At 31.7% G+C, this 17,603-nt stretch carries 18 protein-coding genes; 2 read left to right on the top strand and 16 right to left on the bottom strand.

Annotation, left to right across the window (positions count from 1 at the left end):
* The first annotated feature begins 20 nt into the window (after window positions 1-20).
* Window positions 21-1,835, top strand: coding sequence for a GNAT family N-acyltransferase (locus ACVC5O_RS01620; protein ID WP_452219717.1), 1,815 nt, complete (start codon window positions 21-23; stop codon window positions 1,833-1,835).
* Window positions 1,822-2,871: a carboxypeptidase-like regulatory domain-containing protein gene (locus tag ACVC5O_RS01625; protein ID WP_452219718.1), complete on the top strand. Its 1,050-nt coding sequence runs from the start codon at window positions 1,822-1,824 to the stop codon at window positions 2,869-2,871. Before ACVC5O_RS01620 ends, ACVC5O_RS01625 begins: the two co-directional genes overlap by 14 nt.
* 3 nt (window positions 2,872-2,874) lie before the next feature.
* On the opposite strand, the gene ACVC5O_RS01630 is transcribed toward ACVC5O_RS01625, so the two are convergent.
* From ACVC5O_RS01630 to ACVC5O_RS01705, 16 genes are all read right to left on the bottom strand, one after another.
* On the bottom strand, window positions 2,875-3,291 hold the full coding sequence (locus ACVC5O_RS01630) for an arsenate reductase ArsC (protein ID WP_452219719.1): 417 nt from the start codon (window positions 3,289-3,291) through the stop codon (window positions 2,875-2,877).
* On the bottom strand, window positions 3,288-3,614 hold the full coding sequence (locus ACVC5O_RS01635; RefSeq protein WP_452219720.1) for an ArsR/SmtB family transcription factor: 327 nt from the start codon (window positions 3,612-3,614) through the stop codon (window positions 3,288-3,290). The genes ACVC5O_RS01630 and ACVC5O_RS01635 overlap by 4 nt, the downstream gene beginning before the upstream one ends.
* Window positions 3,615-3,713: 99 nt before the next feature.
* The gene (locus ACVC5O_RS01640; protein WP_452219721.1) at window positions 3,714-4,190 is read right to left on the bottom strand and encodes a YtxH domain-containing protein; all 477 of its coding nucleotides are present in this window, start codon (window positions 4,188-4,190) and stop codon (window positions 3,714-3,716) included.
* A gap of 106 nt (window positions 4,191-4,296) precedes the next feature.
* Window positions 4,297-4,722 carry a VOC family protein gene (locus ACVC5O_RS01645; RefSeq protein ID WP_452219722.1) on the bottom strand — a complete coding sequence of 142 codons (426 nt, stop codon included), beginning with the start codon at window positions 4,720-4,722 and terminating at the stop codon, window positions 4,297-4,299.
* A complete protein-coding gene (locus ACVC5O_RS01650) occupies window positions 4,722-5,180 on the bottom strand; it encodes a DUF1801 domain-containing protein (protein ID WP_452219723.1) in 459 nt (152 codons plus the stop codon). The genes ACVC5O_RS01645 and ACVC5O_RS01650 overlap by 1 nt, the downstream gene beginning before the upstream one ends.
* A gap of 22 nt (window positions 5,181-5,202) precedes the next feature.
* The gene (locus ACVC5O_RS01655) at window positions 5,203-6,201 is read right to left on the bottom strand and encodes a 2-hydroxyacid dehydrogenase (protein ID WP_452219724.1); all 999 of its coding nucleotides are present in this window, start codon (window positions 6,199-6,201) and stop codon (window positions 5,203-5,205) included.
* A gap of 154 nt (window positions 6,202-6,355) precedes the next feature.
* Window positions 6,356-7,729, bottom strand: a complete 1,374-nt coding sequence (mgtE, locus tag ACVC5O_RS01660) for a magnesium transporter (RefSeq protein ID WP_452219725.1) — start codon at window positions 7,727-7,729, stop codon at window positions 6,356-6,358.
* Between the two features lie 30 nt (window positions 7,730-7,759).
* Entirely contained in the window at window positions 7,760-8,545 is a 786-nt protein-coding gene (gene rsmA, locus ACVC5O_RS01665; RefSeq protein ID WP_452219726.1) for a 16S rRNA (adenine(1518)-N(6)/adenine(1519)-N(6))-dimethyltransferase RsmA, read from the bottom strand.
* Window positions 8,546-8,550: 5 nt separating this feature from the next.
* Complete coding sequence (locus ACVC5O_RS01670) at window positions 8,551-8,877, bottom strand: DUF4286 family protein (protein ID WP_452219727.1); 327 nt, start codon at window positions 8,875-8,877, stop codon at window positions 8,551-8,553.
* Window positions 8,878-8,884: 7 nt separating this feature from the next.
* Window positions 8,885-9,403, bottom strand: coding sequence for a GNAT family N-acetyltransferase (locus tag ACVC5O_RS01675; RefSeq protein ID WP_452219728.1), 519 nt, complete (start codon window positions 9,401-9,403; stop codon window positions 8,885-8,887).
* Window positions 9,404-9,408: 5 nt separating this feature from the next.
* On the bottom strand, window positions 9,409-11,187 hold the full coding sequence (locus tag ACVC5O_RS01680) for a tetratricopeptide repeat protein (protein ID WP_452219729.1): 1,779 nt from the start codon (window positions 11,185-11,187) through the stop codon (window positions 9,409-9,411).
* A gap of 185 nt (window positions 11,188-11,372) precedes the next feature.
* The gene (locus ACVC5O_RS01685) at window positions 11,373-11,498 is read right to left on the bottom strand and encodes a hypothetical protein (RefSeq protein WP_452219730.1); all 126 of its coding nucleotides are present in this window, start codon (window positions 11,496-11,498) and stop codon (window positions 11,373-11,375) included.
* A 144-nt stretch (window positions 11,499-11,642) separates the two neighbouring features.
* Complete coding sequence (gene serS / locus ACVC5O_RS01690) at window positions 11,643-12,914, bottom strand: serine--tRNA ligase (RefSeq protein ID WP_452219731.1); 1,272 nt, start codon at window positions 12,912-12,914, stop codon at window positions 11,643-11,645.
* A 107-nt stretch (window positions 12,915-13,021) separates the two neighbouring features.
* Entirely contained in the window at window positions 13,022-14,332 is a 1,311-nt protein-coding gene (locus ACVC5O_RS01695) for an HTTM domain-containing protein (protein ID WP_452219732.1), read from the bottom strand.
* Window positions 14,325-15,248, bottom strand: a complete 924-nt coding sequence (locus tag ACVC5O_RS01700) for a bifunctional riboflavin kinase/FAD synthetase (protein WP_452219733.1) — start codon at window positions 15,246-15,248, stop codon at window positions 14,325-14,327. Before ACVC5O_RS01700 ends, ACVC5O_RS01695 begins: the two co-directional genes overlap by 8 nt.
* Window positions 15,249-15,334: 86 nt before the next feature.
* Window positions 15,335-17,269 (bottom strand): M43 family zinc metalloprotease, encoded by a 1,935-nt coding sequence (locus tag ACVC5O_RS01705; protein ID WP_452219734.1) that lies wholly within the window; start codon window positions 17,267-17,269, stop codon window positions 15,335-15,337.
* Window positions 17,270-17,603: the final 334 nt, after the last annotated feature.

The raw sequence follows: 17,603 nt of genomic DNA on the forward strand, positions 1-17,603 counted from the left end.
ACACACTTTTAAATAATTAAATGGGATTAGTAACAGCAAAAGAGGTTTCAAAAGCCATAAAACTAGATAAATACGGTTTTATTGGCACTTTTTTAGGATGGTTACTAATGAAGCTATTAAAAATTTCTACGTTAAATAAAATTTACGATAGAAATAAACATTTATCAGAACTTGAGTTTTTAGAAGGAATTTTAAATGAGTTTCAAATAAAATTTGAAATCCCAGAAGAAGATTTAAAACGCTTACCAAAAGATGGTGCTTACATTACAGTATCTAATCATCCTTTGGGAGGAATAGATGGTATTTTGCTGTTAAAATTGATGTTAGAGCAACGCGAAGATTTTAAAATTATAGCAAACTTCTTGCTTCATCGTATAGAGCCAATGAAGCCTTATATAATGCCTGTAAATCCTTTTGAAGATCGAAAAGATGTAAAATCTAGTATTGCAGGATTTAAAAATGCTATTTCTCATTTAAGAGCAGGACACCCTTTAGGTATTTTCCCAGCAGGTGAAGTTTCTACATATAAAGATGGGAAACTAATGGTTGATAAACCTTGGGAAGAAGCAGCAATGAAGCTAATTAAAAAGGCCGAAGTGCCTGTTGTACCAATATACTTTCATGCTAAAAACAGTAAATTATTTTATAAGCTCTCTCGTATAAGCGATATTTTTAGAACGGCTAAATTACCTTCAGAATTATTAACACAAAAACGACGAGTAATTAAGGTTAGAATAGGTAAACCAATCTCTGTAAAAGACCAGCAAGAGCACGAAAGTCTAGAGAATTATTCAGAGTTTTTAAGAAAGAAAACCTACATGCTTTCTAATGCTTTTGAGCCAAAAGAGAAAATGATTAATACTATTTCTTCAAGCTTAAAACCTCCAAAATTACCAAAACAAATTATTACTCCAGTTAGTAGAGAAGCCATTATACAAGAAGTTGAAAGTCTTCAAGCAGAAAAAGATTGTAAGTTATTAACAAGTAAAAATTATGAAGTCTATTTGGCAACAGCCAAGAGTATTCCTAATATTTTAAGAGAAATTGGTCGTCTTAGAGAAATTACCTTTAGAGAAATTGGAGAAGGTACAAACGAAGCTATAGATTTAGATCATTTCGATACCTATTATCATCACATGTTTCTTTGGGATAACGAAGCACAAGTGATTGCAGGAGCTTACAGAATGGGATTAGGTTCTCAAATTTTTGCCAAACATGGTATCGATGGGTTTTACCTTCAGGATTTATTTAGGTTTGAACCAGAATTGTATAAAATGATGAGCCAGTCTATAGAAATGGGACGCGCTTTTATTATTGCCGAGTACCAACAAAAACCAATGCCTTTATTTTTATTATGGAAAGGGATAGTACATACCACATTACGTCATCCAGAGCATAAATATTTAATAGGAGGTGTAAGTATTAGTAATCAGTTTTCTAATTTTTCAAAATCGTTAATGATTGAGTTTATGAAATCTCATTATTACGATCCTTATGTTGCACAATATGTACATCCTAAAAAAGAATTTAAAGTAAAACTAAAAGATGCAGATAAGGATTTTGTATTTGATGCCACTGAGGCAGATTTAAATAAATTTGATAAAATTATTGATGAAGTAGAACCTGGAGCATTAAGGCTTCCTGTTTTACTAAAAAAATATATTAAACAAAACGCAAGGTTGGTCGCCTTTAATGTCGATCCAATGTTTAATAATGCTGTAGATGGATTAATGTATATTAAAATCGCAGATTTGCCAGAAAGTACTGTTCGACCTGTAATGGAAGAATTTCAAGCAGAATTAGAGCGTAAATTCTCTGAAAATGAAGAAGAGTAATTACTTATTCTATTTTTTCTATCTTTCTTTTTGCAGTAGTCTTATTTCTCAAAACATAAAAGGAATTGTTTTAGACCGTAAAACTAATTCTCCCATAGAAAGTGCTGCGATTTATTTTGACAACACCACCAAAGGAGTAATCACAAATAGTAAAGGCTATTTTGAAATAGAGTACAACAAAGGCTCTAAAACACCATTAATAATTTCTTATTTAGGCTATCAAAAAATTATTTTAGAAGACTATAAACCTAACATTGTTTACAAATTTTTGTTAGATGAAGATATTAATTCTTTAGAAGAAGTTGTACTTACCTCTAAAGATGAATGGTCTAGAGAGAAAAAGCTTAATTACTTTAGGAATGAATTTTTAGGACTTACAGAAAACGGAAAATCATGTACTATACTTAACGAAGACGCTATAAAATTACAGTTTAATAAAAAAACTAAGCAATTAACAGCCACAGCAAATCAGCAATTAATAATTATAAATAAAAGACTTAACTATAAATTGCTTTATGATTTTAATGATTTTGAAATAAATTTTATAGCTTATAAATTTAAAAGAAAAAAAGACTCGACCGAAAAGCCTGAGACACGATACAGCATAAAATCTGTGTATTATTCTGGCACCACTTTTTTTAAAGATTTAAACAAAGATAATAATAAAAGAATTTTAAAAAGAAGGGAAAAAACTTATAAAGGCTCGGTTTTACACTTTATGAGAACGTTAAGAGACAACAAGTTAGGCAAAGATTTTGACATAACCAGTAAGGGTTTTAAGGTTAAAGCAGAGCATTATATTTATAGAAAAACTTTAGAGGCTCAAAATGTAGTTAAAATAAGAATTCCTAAACAGCTTGGTATTTTATATAAAAATAAAGAACAGTCGTTTTTTGTGCCATTAACAGAGTATTTTATAATTGATATTTATGGTGTTTTTTCTCCAGTTAAGAGTTTAAGTTTTGGAGGAAAAATGTCTGAAAAACGTATAGGAGATACACTGCCAATAGATTATATGCTTAATGAAGAAGAGTGATTTTTAGTTTAAATTATTATCTACAAAAGCTTTACAATAGGCTTTAATCTCATTTCTAGCCTTTACAAACGAAGCATGTTTTTCTGTATCTGTTCCAGAAACTTTTGAAGGATCAAAAAAGTTACGATGTAAACGTATTGCATTTTTACTAGGTATATAAGGACAATTTTCATTCGCATGGTCACAAACAGTAAGTATATAATCAAAATCTACAGCTTTATACGTGTCGATGTGGTTGGAGGTATGTTTTGAGATATCAATACCATCTTCTGCCATTATAGATACTGCATTTGGGTTTAAACCATGCGTTTCTATTCCTGCACTATAAATAGTTGCTTTGTTTTTGGCGAAGTGTGCTAAATAGCCATGAGCCATTTGGCTTCGGCAAGAGTTACCTGTGCATAATACTAATATATTCATTTACTACAGTTTACTTGTGTTTTAACAAAAAAGTCATTGACTACACGCCTGCATTCATTTAGCTTATCTAAATTAATAGAGTAGTAAAGATTTTTACCTTTAATTTTTTGTTTTAAAAGTCCAATTTTCCTAATCTCCGAAAGGTGTTGCGAAATGGTTGGTTGCGCTAAGCCAATTGTTTTTACCAGTTGGTTACAATTACAATTTTTATTTTCGCTAATGTGTTGTATAATCGAAACCCTTGCTGGATGGCCAAGTACTTTAGTGTAATTAGCCACTTGATTTTGATTAGAATTAAAGATGTGTTTTTTCGTAAATCCCATTATTAATTTTTGTTTAAAAATAAATCGTGATATTGCAATATCACAATAAAAAATACAATAAAAAAACCAAAGCTAATTTAGCCTTGGTTTTAGTTTGTTTTATATAGACTTAAACCAGTCTTGGAATTTGTCTCCAAGTAAAAATACTGGTTTTTTCTCTCCGCTTAATGCGCCAACTAAGCTCATAATCCACATTACAAAACAAAGTAAAGCAATTAAAATTCCTAAAAGAGGAATAATACTTAAAAACCCTAAAAGGAAGATTCCAAGTGTTTGCCTAATGTAAAAAGAACCTAATTCGGTTTTCTTTTCGTTTTGGTTCATTACCATAGCAATGATCCATCCTATTAAAGTGATGTGAGCAATAATTGCTACATTTTTTCCGTCGCTAAGTACTGCTTTAGCATCTTCAGAAAATTCTTTGGCAGAATCCTTTACATCGTCTGCAAAGTCACTTGCTGCTTCTTTAGCATCGTTACCAAATTCTTTAGCTTTGTCTCCAGCTTTTTTAGCACCTTCTTTAGCGTTATCTAACATATCGTCTAGATCTTCGCTTAAATTTTTATCGTCTGACATTTTAAATTGATTTAATTATGGCTAAAGTTAATAAAAAAATGCATTGTTTTTAAAAAAGTTACAACCAATTGATTATTAGTTTTTTCCAAGGCAATATTAACAGCTATTATTTAGTGGTTTCTCCTCCCATTTCAGTAAATACTTTATCTATAGGTTCCCAAAGTTCAATTTTATTACCATCGTTATCCATAATATGTACAAACTTCCCATAGCTATACGTAATAATGTCATCTACTATTGTGACGTTGTTTTGTTTTAAATTAGCGACTAAAGCTTCTATGTTTTGAACACGATAATTAATCATAAATTCTTTTTTAGAAGGTTCAAAATAGGTGGTATTATCCTCAAAAGGACTCCAGCTTAAATAATTAATTTCTTCTGGTCTGTTTGCGTTTCTAAATTCAAAGGAAGAGCCATATTCCGTAATTGCTAAGCCTAAATGTTTACCATACCATTCTTTTGTTTCTTTTGGGTTTTTTGTTTTAAAAAAAACACCTCCAATTCCTGTTACTTTTGGTGTATTATCACTCATTATTTTTTATGTATTGTAGTTTCGTATATAGTTATCCAGTCTTTAACACTCATTTTGCCTAGCAATTGTTTAATAAGTTCGTAAGGAATGTCGTCTATTTTTTTAAATCGCACACAGCTTTTTCCCATATCTAGTTTGTATTTACAATGTTTTGGATATTCTGCAACAAACCAATCGTACACTTCTTTTTTAGCATACATACCAGAATGGTATAACGCAATAAAGTTTTTTTGAGAGGCTAAATTTATAAAAGGCAAAGGCGGAAACGGTTTGCAATGATACCCTTTTGGATATATTGACTTTGGCACATAATAGGCCAACATACCATAACCCATTCCTGCCTCTAAACCTTTAGGCATGTTGTTAATTATAAGGTCATGAAGTGCTGTTATTGCTACTTTCCTATCTTCTGGCAATTGTGCAATATAGGCTTCTGGAGATTCTGCTTTGCTTTGCATAAAAAAAATTTATGCTTACAAGTTAACAAAATTTATCTTTAATTTTATTAACTATAGTTTGCGCTAGTTTTTCTTTACTTTCTAAAGTCCAACCAGCGACGTGAGGTGTTAATAGTACATTATTAGCTTGTATTAAATACTGAAATGCCTCTGGAATATGCGATTTTTTTCCTTTTCGCATTAAACCATAACTTGTATTTTCTGAATCTTTAGCGTTTGGAGTGGGTTTAAATAGGTTTTCAAACGATGCTTTTTCGTATTCTAAAACGTCTAATCCTGCGCCTAATATTTTTTCGGAAACTAAGGCTTCTACTAAATCTTTTGTCACTACACTTTTACCACGTGCTGTATTTATTAACCAAAATGGTTTTTTAAACGCGTTTATAAATGAAGCATTGACCATATTAATTGTTAATGGTGTTTCTGGTGTGTGAAGACTCAACACATCTGCTTTTTCTTGCAGCTCTTTTAAGGTCACTTGCTTGGCGTTGGCATCGCTAACATTTGGTTTTATATCGTAACATAACACAGAGACATCAAAACCACGTAGTTTTTTTGCAAAGGCTTTTCCCATATTTCCGTAGCCAATTAAACCTATGGTTTTCCCATCTAATTCTAAGCCTCTGTTGTCTTCTCTTAGCCATTTTCCGGAACGCACTTCTTGGTCTGCTTTATTGAGTTTGTTAAATAAAGAGAGTAACATGGCTAAACTGTGTTCGCCAACTGCATTGCGATTGCCTTCTGGTGCAGAAATTAAATAGATGCCTTTTTGCGTGGCATAATCACAATCTATGTTTTCTAATCCTGCGCCTACACGACCTATAAATTTTAAGTGTTTTGCTGCATCTAAAAAGTGTTTGTCTATTGAAAAGCGACTTCTAATGATAAATCCATCGTAGTTTGCAATTTTATTTTGAATGTCTTGTTTTGAAGCTGAATAGTCTTCGTGATTAGTAAAGCCTAGTGCATTAAGTTGCTCTATTAATAAAGGATGATTTGTGTCTAAATGAAGAATTTTCATAACATTAATTTCTAGTGTTTAAAGTTACTCTGTTTTGCGTTAAGGATGGAACGGCCTGTTTGAGCTCTTTTTTGTTTTTCTCAAAAAAAGCGAGTAGTGACAGCCTGACCAAATTAATGCTTTTTTGCATTAGTTTGGGAACGCCCTAAAGCTATTAAAATCCTAAAATTAATTTTGCTATCGAAAAATAGAGTAAAATTCCAAATACATCGTTACTTGTTGTGATAAATGGTCCTGTTGCTACTGCAGGATCTATGCCTCTTTTGTCTAAAAATATAGGTATAAATGTGCCAATAAGTGCTGCCATTACTATTACTGCAATAAGTGCTATTGCTATGGTTATTGAAATATTATATGGTGTTCCAAAAACAAAATGAGTAATTAATAAACCTATTAATGCTATGGCAAATCCGTTGACTAGGCCTAATATAAATTCTTTAAATAGACGTTTTAAAATTTTACCATCTATGCTGTTGTTTGCTAAGCCTTGTACTACAATGGCAGAGGATTGTACACCAACATTACCTGCTGTTGCTTGTATTAAAGGTACAAAACTTAGGAGCACAATAAAGCTTCCCATGTCTTGATTAAAATATTCTATTATACTTGCTGCACCTAAGCCTCCAAACATACCAATGAGTAGCCATGGCAGTCTTGCAAGTGTTAATTTTAATATACTATCGTCTGCTTCTACATCGCGAGAAATACCTGCTGCTAGTTGGTAATCTTTTTCGGCTTCTTCTCTAATTACATCTACAATATCGTCAATTGTAATACGACCTAAGAGTGTGTGTTGGTCGTCTATTACTGGGATGGCTTCTAAATCGTATTTTGCCATTACTTTTGCAACATCTTCCACATCATCATTTACATGCACATAATCTACATTAGCGTTGGAAATTTCTGCAATTTTTTGATCGCTTTTAGCAACAATTAAATCTTTTAGAGATAAACGACCTATTAGTTTTTCTTGCTTATCGACCACGTAAATGGAGTGTACTCTGGTAACTTCTTTTGCTTGTCCTCTTATACGACGTAAACAGCCTGCAACTGTCCAAGTTTCGTAAACTTTAACTAGTTCTTTTGCCATTAAACTACCAGCTGTGTTTTCTTGGTAGGTTAGGAGCTCTGTAATTTCGTCTCTATGCTCTTGATCTTCGATTTTAGAGATTACTTCTGCTTGTCGTTCTTCTGAGAGTTCGGCAATAATATCTGCAGCATCATCTGTGTCTAACTCTTCAATTTCTTCTGCAATTTCCTTAGCCGAAAGGTTATCGAGTACTTTTTCTCTGGTGTCTTCGTCGAGCTCTGTAATAATATCCGAAGTGGTTTCGGAATCTAACAATTTGATAACGTAAACAGAGTCTTCTAGATTTAGTTCGTCTAGAATTTCGGCAACATCTGCATAATGAAAATCCTTTAAAAGTAGTTTTAGTTCTTTATCGCTTTTATTAGCTACAAGAAGTTCTACTTGTTCTATGAGTTCATCTGTAAGTTCAAATTGAATATTTTCTTTTTCTTCGCTCAAAAAGTTTGATTTATTGGTTGTTAAAGTGGTTTAAACCGCTTCGTTTTGATCGTTTTCTATTAAAACAGTTAGTGCAATAAAGGCCTCTACACTTAATTGTTCTGGACGTTTGCCAAATATAACATTTGCTTTTAAATTATCGGATAAATTAAAAGCTTTTAAACTATTACGTAGTGTTTTTCTGCGTTGTTGGAATGCTGCTTTTACAACTTTAAAGAGCATTTTATCGTCACACTCTAAATTTATATTTTCTTTTCTGGTGAGCCTTAACACTCCAGATTCTACTTTTGGAGGAGGATTAAATACTGTTGGTGGTACAGTAAATAAATACTCGGCATTGTAAAAGGCTTGTGTTAAAACCGACAATATACCATAGACTTTACTGCCTTCTTTAGAGCAAATACGTTGTGCAACTTCTTTTTGAAACATGCCTGAAAACTGCGGAATTTGATTGCGCATTTCTAAGGTTTTAAATACAATTTGAGTAGAGATATTATATGGGAAGTTTCCTATTATTGCAAAGGATTCGCCTTTAAAAACCTCGTTTAAATCGTATTTTAAAAAGTCTTTTTCTATAATCCTATTTGCTAAATTTAGATAGTTGTTTTTTAAGTAATCTACAGATTCTGAGTCGATTTCTATAACGTGAGTTGTGGTCTTTTTTTTAAGTAAATACTTGGTAAGCACGCCCATTCCTGGTCCTATTTCTAAAACGTGGTTGTAGCCTTTAAAACTTAATGAGTTTGCTATTTTTTCTGCAATAGTTTCATCTGTTAAAAAATGCTGACCTAAATGTTTTTTTGCTTTTACTGACATGATTTTTATTTAAACTCAACGTTATACTCGTCCACTATATTTAGTTCGGTTCTAAAGGCTAGCATTTTATCGGCAAACTTTTTAAGGCCTTCTGCTCGTAAACGTTCTGCATCTTCGCGATAGTAGGCGTCTAAAGCTTGGCGAGAGTAAGATCTGTATTGTATTGAGTAGGATTGTCCTCCCATTTCCTCTTTAACTAAAATATGAGAAAGTGTTGCTTTTTCGAATTTTCCGGTTGCTAAAACTTGTGGAATATGTTCTTGTTTCATCCAATTTAACCACTCATCATGTACTGTGTCGTCTATGTTTACTGTAACGTTGTATATTATCATTTTTATTTTAATCTAATTGTTTTAAATAGAGGAGCAACTCTTCATTATTATCTTTAAAAGGGGTTACTTTTTTGGCGTAAGATAATCCTAATTTTTCTATTAATTTAATAGACGATTTATTTTCAGGTAGCGTTATTGCTGCTATAGTTTTTAATTTAAAGGTGTGTTTTGCTAATTGTAAAATAGCTTGCGATGCTTCGAAACCAAAACCCTTGCCTTCGTATTCTGAGAGCATTGCAAAACCTATATCTACATGGTCTAATTGTTCTCGTTTAATAAGACCACAGGTTCCTATTGCTTTATTGTTTTCGGTTTTTAAAAGCAATTTATAAAAGCCAAAACCGTTTTCTTGGTAACTTTTAAGGTGTCCGTTTTTAATAGCGTCTTTTGCTTGCACAATTGTTTTTATGTTTCGGTCTCCAATATATTTTAACCAGCCAGGAGTGTTTACTAATGTTTTAAAAAATGGAGCATCAGCAATTGTAAATTTTACAATATGTAGCCTATTGGTTTCTGCAACTCTCATTTTTTTTAATTTAAACTGTCGCCTCGTAATGCTCTAAATCGTTTTCTGGCATCTACAAAATAAATACTGTCTTTATGCTCAAAAATAATTTGCTCGTATAGTTTTTTTGCCGCTTCTGGTTTTACTAATTCTTGCTCGTAAATAGTGGCTAAAAAGAATAATGCATCGTCCACCAATATACTCTCTTTATAGTCTGTAATTAGCTTAAGGTAATTGTCTGCGGCTTTAGTAAATTCTTTTTTTTCTGTAAAAAGCAAGGCTTGTTTTAGTAATGCTTGTGCGACTATAGTTTCGGTTTTATGGTCGTTGAGAATGGTGTTTAGCGTTTTAATTGCTTCGTCTTTTTTGTTTTGAAAGTCTAGCAGATCTGCCTTTGCATATAATTTTAAAGCTGTTTGTAGTGAGTCTCCTTCTTTATTGTCTGCTATTAAAAGTTTAAGATCTAAAGCATCATTAGCTGTTAGTTGTGATGTTGAAGATTTTAAGATTTTTAATTGAGATTCTGCCCATTTAAAATCGCCTTTATAGTAACTGGTTTTTGCAACTTTAAATCGTGCTTCTTGTGATAACGTACTGTTTTTAAGTCTTCGTTGGATTTGAGTGTAATAAATTAATGCTTCGTTGTATTTTTCTTGAAGCACTAGCACATCGCCTAACTCTAGCTTTACTCTTGCTTTTTGAAACACTGTTAATTTAAGATCTAAAGCGGTTTTTAATATTTGAGTTGCTTCTGTGTAATTTTCTAAATTAAAGGCTAAAAAATGTGCATAAGCAATTTGAAGGTCTAGCGTTTTTGAGAATTTTCCATAAGAATCAAACAACTCTAAATAGTGCTTTTGGATAGTTTTATAGTCTTTTTTATCAGCTAAATCTGTTTCTAGTTTTAATAAGTGATGATGCGCTTTGAGCTTCGCATCGATATCTTGAGTATTATTGACTAAATATTCAAAAATAGATTTTGCTATATCTTTTTTATCATCATTTATGGCAATAAATGCTAACTCATTAATGCGATCTAAATTTTCTAATTCACGTTTATAAATTGCTTTCTCTTGGATGAATGCTTTGTGGTAATCTTTTTGTTGTATAAAAAGCCAGCTTAACATTTTATTCCACTGTACATTTGGCTCTTTTTGTATTTTTTTTAGAAGAATTTTTCGCAATAAAATATTATTTTCATTATTGCTGTCTTCACTTATAAACTCACTGAATGCTCTTTTAACAGAGTTGAGATATGTTTCGTTTCTTTCGGAAAGTCCAATGTAACTATTAAACATTTTCTCAACGTCACCTTGCTCGCCATAAATACGCGCTAATTGAGAATTAAAATCTAAAGAAGGCTTTAATTCCATTGCTTTTTTATAGCTTTTTATAGCGTAGTCTAAAAGGGAGTGTTGCTCAAAAGCACGACCAATACCATAAGCATTATTGGGATTGATGTCTATGGTTGACATGGCTTTAAGGTAATTTATTTTAGCGTTTATTGTATCTTTTTTTAGTTGGTAATTATAGCCTAACTCTACTAATAAGGGTTCGTAATTGGTTTTATTTAAGGCTTCAATAATTAGTAATTCGGCATCATTGTACAGCTCTAATTGTTGTTCTGTTTTAATAAGTTGGTAGAGAATAGTCCTGTTTTTTGGACTTTTTTTATATAGTTTTTCGTAGCCTATGCGTGCTTTTTCAAATTCTCCTTTTTTAAAGTATTCGCCTGCTAATAGCTCATTTTGAGCACTAATAGTGAGCGAAAAAAAAGAGACAATAAGTAATAAAAAATAACGCATAAAATAACTTTGTGTAAATATAACAAATGTAATGACTAGATATTGCAACTAAAAGTATAAAAAAATGCCTGAAATTAATCAGGCATTACCAATCTAAATAGATGTGCTATTAATCATTATATATTATAATTACAACATAGATGATTCAAATACTTGATTGGGGATTTTTAGTATTAATTTTATGTTTAATTATTTACAATTTCTGTACCAAACATTCCATTATCTAACGATAAATCAAAATCTGAAGATAACACTGTAATGGTTACAATTATAAGTGTAATAAGTAAGAAAAGACGTTTAATATTTTTCATAAGTTATAGGTTATAGTAAACTTGGTACTGCAACTTGCAAATAAAAAATGAAATAACAAAATAAATAGAGCAAAAAAACGCTAATAAACGGATATTTTAACACTTTAACGAGTTGATTGAGCGTTTAACTGCTAAAACTTACTGCTAATTAATACTGTCAAAACCAGTATAAGGCACTAAAACTTCTGGGATTTTAATACCAGCTTCGGTTTGGTAATTTTCTAAAATACCAGCAAGAACGCGAGGTAAAGCTAAAGCACTACCATTTAAAGTGTGCGCCAATTCGTTTTTGCCTTCGCTATTTTTAAAGCGAAGTTTTAAGCGATTGGCTTGGTAAGTTTCGAAATTAGATACACTAGAGATTTCTAACCAACGGTCTTGCGCAGTAGAAAACACCTCGAAATCGTAAGTCATTGCAGATGGGAAACCTGTATCTCCACCACAAAGTCTTAGTATTCTATATGGTAAATTTAGTTCTCTTAAAATATCTTTTACATGCTCAATCATACCATTAAAGGCGTTGTATGAGTTGTCAGGATGTTCTACTCTAATAATTTCTACTTTATCAAATTGGTGCAACCTATTTAAACCTCTAACGTGTGCGCCATAGCTACCAGCCTCGCGTCTAAAACATGGTGTATAACCAGTTATGCTCTTTGGTAATTCGCTCTCGTTTAAAATAACATCTCTAAAAACATTTGTTCCAGGAACTTCTGCTGTAGGAATTAAATATAAATCGTCGCGAGAATCATGGTACATTTGGCCTTCTTTGTCTGGTAATTGTCCTGTGCCGTAACAAGAGGCTTCGTTTACTAAAAGTGGTAATTGGTACTCTGTGTAGCCTGCTTTGGTGTTTTTATCCAAAAAATAAGCAATTAAAGCACGTTGTAATCGTGCACCTTTACCTTTATAAACAGGGAAACCAGCTCCAGTAATTTTATTACCAAGCTCAAAATCTATAATGTCGTATTTTTTAGCAAGTTCCCAATGAGGTAACGCCTTGTTATGTAAAGTAGGTATGGTTCCTTCTTTAAAAATCTCTTCATTGTCTGCTTCGCTATTTCCTGCAGGAACACTCTCATGTGGTACGTTTGGGATTTTGTATAATAAATTAATTAGATCCTCTTCCGTAGTGCTTAATTGCTCTGCTAAAGTTTTAGAGGCTTCTTTTAAATCCGAAGTTTTTTGTTTTAAACTATTTGCTTTTTCTGCTTGACCAGACTTATAAAGTGCAGCAATTTCTTTAGAGATAGCATTAGATTCAGCAAGTGTATTATCTAATTTTGTTTGAATGCTTTTACGCGTTTCGTCTAAATTAATAACCTCTTCAATTATTTGCTTAGCATCAAAATTTCGCTTTGCTAAACGGTTAATTACTAACTCTTTGTTCTCTCTAATAAATGGTACTTGTAACATAGTTTTTAAATTGAAATGCTTTCAGTTTTAAACTAATCATTAAAAACAGAAGCATAAAGTAAAGCGCAAAAGTAGTAAGATTTTATAAGCTATAACAATAAATAGCACTATTTTGAAGGCAGTAACCAATTACTGTGTTTAAAAGGCTCCCAAGTTGTATTAGCAATATCAATTTTAGGATTTGTTAGTTGTTTATAAGGCTTACCATTAACACTAATTTTTGCATTTATAAACACTGAAATAGAATCTCCTTGTTTCGCGTATTTTTGTTTTAAGCGTTGTGAGAATTGCCACATCACATCTGGTTTTACAGAGGCAAGACGCACTTGCTTTTTAGAGAGATAGTCGTTAAGATTTACCGCTTTAGTCGTGCCTTTGGTATGGTTTACAAGTTTATAGGTTGTGCTGCCAGATTTGCTTCTTAACATCATTCGCCATGAGAGTCTATGACCTTCTTCGGTCCATAACACATTGTCTTTTATAAAATAGTGTCGCAAAGGCAACGCAATTTGTATTATAAAATAAAGGGTGCCAATGGTAAGCAATACAGGCTTGTAATTGGGAATTAAGATTTCTTTTTTTGTGTATAATGGTTTTCTTTTTAAAAATATACTTCTAATTTTTTCAGGTTCAAAAAAGAACACACAAAAAGCTAAGGATAAATAAGGGAATACACCAACTTGAAATACTATAGAATTAAATAAATGAAAGAATATTGAAGCAAAAAACGCATACTTTCTAGTAGGTTTAAAAAGTAACAACGGAATGATTAAACCATCGAACAAAATACCTCCATAAGCAATTAAATAATGCATAAATTTATACTGAAGTACTCCACCAATAATTGGATAGTTAATTTTGCCTTTCATTAATAATTCTGGGACTGTTAAATCTATCCAATCAGGATACATTTTTGCAATTGAAGCATAGGTATAAAGTATAAAAAGTTGTAAAATAAATACCAAACGACACCAATTTGGCATTGAAATAGAAGAGATGCTAGGATTTAATTTTGCATCTATTGAAGCATATTTGTGTGCAGGTAAAATCACCATTATAGCACTTAAAAGTATTAATAAGTAGTAGTGATTGTTATAGGACGCTTTTTGCATAAAATAGGTTGCAGACCACATAATTGTAAAAGTAAGCATGCTTAGTCTGTACTTATAACCCACCATAATAAGCAGTCCAAAAAATCCCATTATGGCATAATACACATACATCCAATTGCCAGGTAGAGGTTGTAAAAAGTCAAGTCCTATAAAATTAAATGTAAATTCTGGATCAATAAGAGTGCGTTTAATCCAACCAGTAAAAATAGCTCCAACAGATTCTAAAAAGCACAGCAACCCAAAAATAACACGAAATACAATTAGCGCACTATTATCTATATGCTTAAAAAGAAGGTTATTAATCATTTAAAGATTTAAAAAAATTAAGACAATGGTTTTTATCTTTTTCTAGTTGCGTTTTCAAATGGTCTAAAGACTCAAATTTTACTTCGTCTCTAACGCGACTTAATAATTCTATTGTAAAACACTGGTTGTAAATGTCTTGGTTGAAATCAAAAAAATGAATTTCTATAGTTTCTTTGTTTCCGTTTACAGTAGGATTGTTACCAATATTCATCATACCATAGATTGTTTTATTATTATAGTTTGATTTTACAGCATAAACACCTTGTTTTGGAATTAATTTGTAAGTTTCTAAGATGCTTAAATTTGCTGTAGGAAAATTAATTGTTTTACCAATCCCTTTTCCTTTAACTACAGTACCATTAAGCATAAAGTTATAGCCTAAATAGGTGTTAGCTGTGTTAATATCGCCTTGGTTTAAAGCTTCACGAATTTTCGTAGAGCTTACAGCGACATTATTAATATCTTGAGCGGAGATTTCTTCAACTTCAAAATCATTTACAATACCAAAGTGTCTTAAATCGTTAATGTTAGCTGTTCTATTTCTTCCAAAATGGTGGTCGTATCCAACAATTATATATTTCGCATTTAAATCTTCAACTAGTATATTACTCACAAATTCTTCAGCAGTTAATCTTGAGAATTCTTTGGTGAATTTTTTAACTACTAAGTTGTCTAAGCCTAAACGTTTTAGTATTTCAGCCTTTTCTTCAATAGTATTTATTAATTTAATATTAGCGTCTTTTTGCAAAACCATTCTTGGATGAGGGAAAAAAGTAAGCACTGTAGCAGTTAAATTTTTAGATTTCCCTACTTCAATAAGTCGCTTAATTATTTTTTGATGTCCAATATGCACACCATCGAAAGTACCAATGGTAAGTATGCTTGGTGAAGTATATTTTTTTTTAAGGTTTTCCAATTAGCCAATTATTTAAAAAACAAATGTAAAAAAAAGAGGATTGAAAAAACTTCAATCCTCTTTTTTAAGTATTAAATAGTTGTTAATTATTTTTTTATAAATGGTAAAGAGACTGTATTTGAGTCTTTAGTTATTTTAATAAAATACATACCATTGCTAAACGACGTTGCGTCTATTGTTAAATCTTGAGCAGACTTAATGCTATTTTGAGTTACTAATTGTCCTAACATATTATATACTTTGTAAGTATCTGGTAAATCGTTAGAATTAGCTAAACTTATATTTAGTACATCTGTTGTAGGATTAGGATAAATGCTTAAGTTCCCTACAAAATAATCGTTAACACTTAATGTTGCAGTTGAAATATTTGTGTCTTCAAATTCTCCAAACTGAGCTCCAGAATTAATTAATGTGTCGTCATCAGTTCTTAACTCATAACTTCCATTGCCATAAGCACAGCAAATTCCATCACCAAATGCATCTGAAATAGTAAATGTGTAACACTCTTCTCCATCCACATCAAAGGATTCGTTAAAGGTTGTGTTATCATCAACATTTTGTGTGTAAGGTCCACCAGAATACAAAACTACTCCACTACTATTTTTAAACTCCCAAGAGGTTTCTTCACAATAGTCATCTGTTGTAAGTGTTAAATGAACTTGAGTAGTCATTGAGAAAGAGCTAGCAGAAGTAAAATCCTTACTATCTACATTATTACAAGCTCTCATATCTGCAGCACCATTTGTGTTAGCTATAGATGCATTTAAAGTTTGCGAACCTCCTGCAGTTGCTATTACTGGTAAAGCTATCTCTGCATATTCTCCATAAGCAAGAGAGCCAGACCAATCATAAGTCGTAGCGTTTGCGCCATCTATATCATAATTAATTGTTGCCGCTGTTAAAGTAGAAGTTCCCCAGTTTACAATTTTTAAATTTGCATTTAATTCTGGAGCACAATCTGCTACAGTTAAACATTCTATACTAAGTTCTGCATCGTTTGTAACCGAAGCTAAAGGTGTAGCTCCATTTGAAGCGCCAAGCGTAGATCTATTAACAGCAGTAGCTAGTACACTTTGCATTCTAGCTTTTTGGCCTGCTGTATAAGCATTCATACATGTATCGTCTGAATAGTCCATATAGTTTTCAACCATATCTAATCCTGGTGAAGTACAAGAGTCTGCTCCAGTAGCACAACCATAATTTGGTCCTGCTATAGCTGGTGTATCATCAACCTGATCACCTCCATTACAGCCACCTTGGAAAGTATGAAATAGGCCTAAGTAATGACCAACCTCATGTGTCATTGTTCTTCCCTTATCGTAAGGTGGTGAAGTGTTAAAAGTTCCATCGTTAAAATCTGAACTACCAAAAAACGTATGTCCAGCACTTACACCATCGGTATTTGCAGGACCTCCAGGGAATTGTGCAAATCCTAAAATACCTCCTAAATCTCCAACATATTTTGAAGACCACATATTCATGTAATTAGCAGGATCCCAAAATGTTTGAGTTTTCCAAAAATCAACATCAGCACTGTTTGTACCATCTTGGCAAATATTAACTCTGTTTATTCCATTTGTTGGACAACCATCTGGAGTACGTTGTGCCATTACAAACTCAATTTCAGTATCCACTCCTAACCCATTGTCAACATAACCTGGCGTGCCAACTAAGCGTCTAAAGTCTTGATTTAAAACTGTTACTTGAGAGATTACTTGAGCATCTGTAATGTTAGCACCTGTTCCTAGAGGTTCTCCATTATGTAATACATGAACAACTAATGGAATTGTAATAACAACCATCTTGTTTCCTGATTGGCTTCTTTGTTTTTCAATTTGTTTTTGAAGATTTACTCTAAAAGCTTCACTACCCATCATGTTGGGATTGCTTTCTAATAATTGAGCGTTATAAACATCGGTAAAACACCTTGCGCTTTGCGATGTTGTTTTTTCTTGACCTATAAGTAACATAGGTAAGCATAGTATTAAAAATAATACGTGCTTAAAAGTAGTTTTTTTCATATTTTTAAATGGATTTAATAATATAATAATGTAAAAAAATTTGTTAAAAATAATAAAAATAGTTTGATATTTAGAGAATTTTGGGTTTTTAACTTTTAAAAAAATGATTAAAGTGTTATAATTATAAAGTAACAATATTATTAAAACATAATATATTTATATAAAATGTAATACTTTATTTGTATTGTAATTTAAATTAGTACGCTCTTGAGTAATAATATTTATTTTTATCCCAAATTTGCTTAATTAAGAAACTGTATCTAAGTTTATTGATTTAGGTGAGTGTTTAACAAAAGATTTATAAGTTAATATTTTGCGACTTTAAAAAATTAAA

The organism is Lacinutrix salivirga, assembly GCF_053604675.1.

Excerpts from the sequence above, each read along its gene's own strand:
- ACVC5O_RS01630 (WP_452219719.1), bottom strand. The coding sequence starts at position 3,291 with ATGAATATATTAGTATTATGCACAGGTAACTCTTGCCGAAGCCAAATG.
- ACVC5O_RS01620 (WP_452219717.1), top strand. The coding sequence starts at position 21 with ATGGGATTAGTAACAGCAAAAGAGGTTTCAAAAGCCATAAAACTAGAT.
- serS (WP_452219731.1), bottom strand. The coding sequence starts at position 12,914 with ATGTTACAAGTACCATTTATTAGAGAGAACAAAGAGTTAGTAATTAAC.
- rsmA (WP_452219726.1), bottom strand. The coding sequence starts at position 8,545 with ATGTCAGTAAAAGCAAAAAAACATTTAGGTCAGCATTTTTTAACAGAT.
- ACVC5O_RS01645 (WP_452219722.1), bottom strand. The coding sequence starts at position 4,722 with ATGAGTGATAATACACCAAAAGTAACAGGAATTGGAGGTGTTTTTTTT.
- ACVC5O_RS01695 (WP_452219732.1), bottom strand. The coding sequence starts at position 14,332 with ATGATTAATAACCTTCTTTTTAAGCATATAGATAATAGTGCGCTAATT.
- ACVC5O_RS01640 (WP_452219721.1), bottom strand. The coding sequence starts at position 4,190 with ATGTCAGACGATAAAAATTTAAGCGAAGATCTAGACGATATGTTAGAT.
- ACVC5O_RS01670 (WP_452219727.1), bottom strand. The coding sequence starts at position 8,877 with ATGATAATATACAACGTTACAGTAAACATAGACGACACAGTACATGAT.
- ACVC5O_RS01685 (WP_452219730.1), bottom strand. The coding sequence starts at position 11,498 with ATGAAAAATATTAAACGTCTTTTCTTACTTATTACACTTATAATTGTA.
- ACVC5O_RS01655 (WP_452219724.1), bottom strand. The coding sequence starts at position 6,201 with ATGAAAATTCTTCATTTAGACACAAATCATCCTTTATTAATAGAGCAA.
- ACVC5O_RS01635 (WP_452219720.1), bottom strand. The coding sequence starts at position 3,614 with ATGGGATTTACGAAAAAACACATCTTTAATTCTAATCAAAATCAAGTG.
- ACVC5O_RS01680 (WP_452219729.1), bottom strand. The coding sequence starts at position 11,187 with ATGCGTTATTTTTTATTACTTATTGTCTCTTTTTTTTCGCTCACTATT.
- ACVC5O_RS01625 (WP_452219718.1), top strand. The coding sequence starts at position 1,822 with ATGAAGAAGAGTAATTACTTATTCTATTTTTTCTATCTTTCTTTTTGC.
- ACVC5O_RS01705 (WP_452219734.1), bottom strand. The coding sequence starts at position 17,269 with ATGAAAAAAACTACTTTTAAGCACGTATTATTTTTAATACTATGCTTA.
- ACVC5O_RS01650 (WP_452219723.1), bottom strand. The coding sequence starts at position 5,180 with ATGCAAAGCAAAGCAGAATCTCCAGAAGCCTATATTGCACAATTGCCA.
- ACVC5O_RS01675 (WP_452219728.1), bottom strand. The coding sequence starts at position 9,403 with ATGAGAGTTGCAGAAACCAATAGGCTACATATTGTAAAATTTACAATT.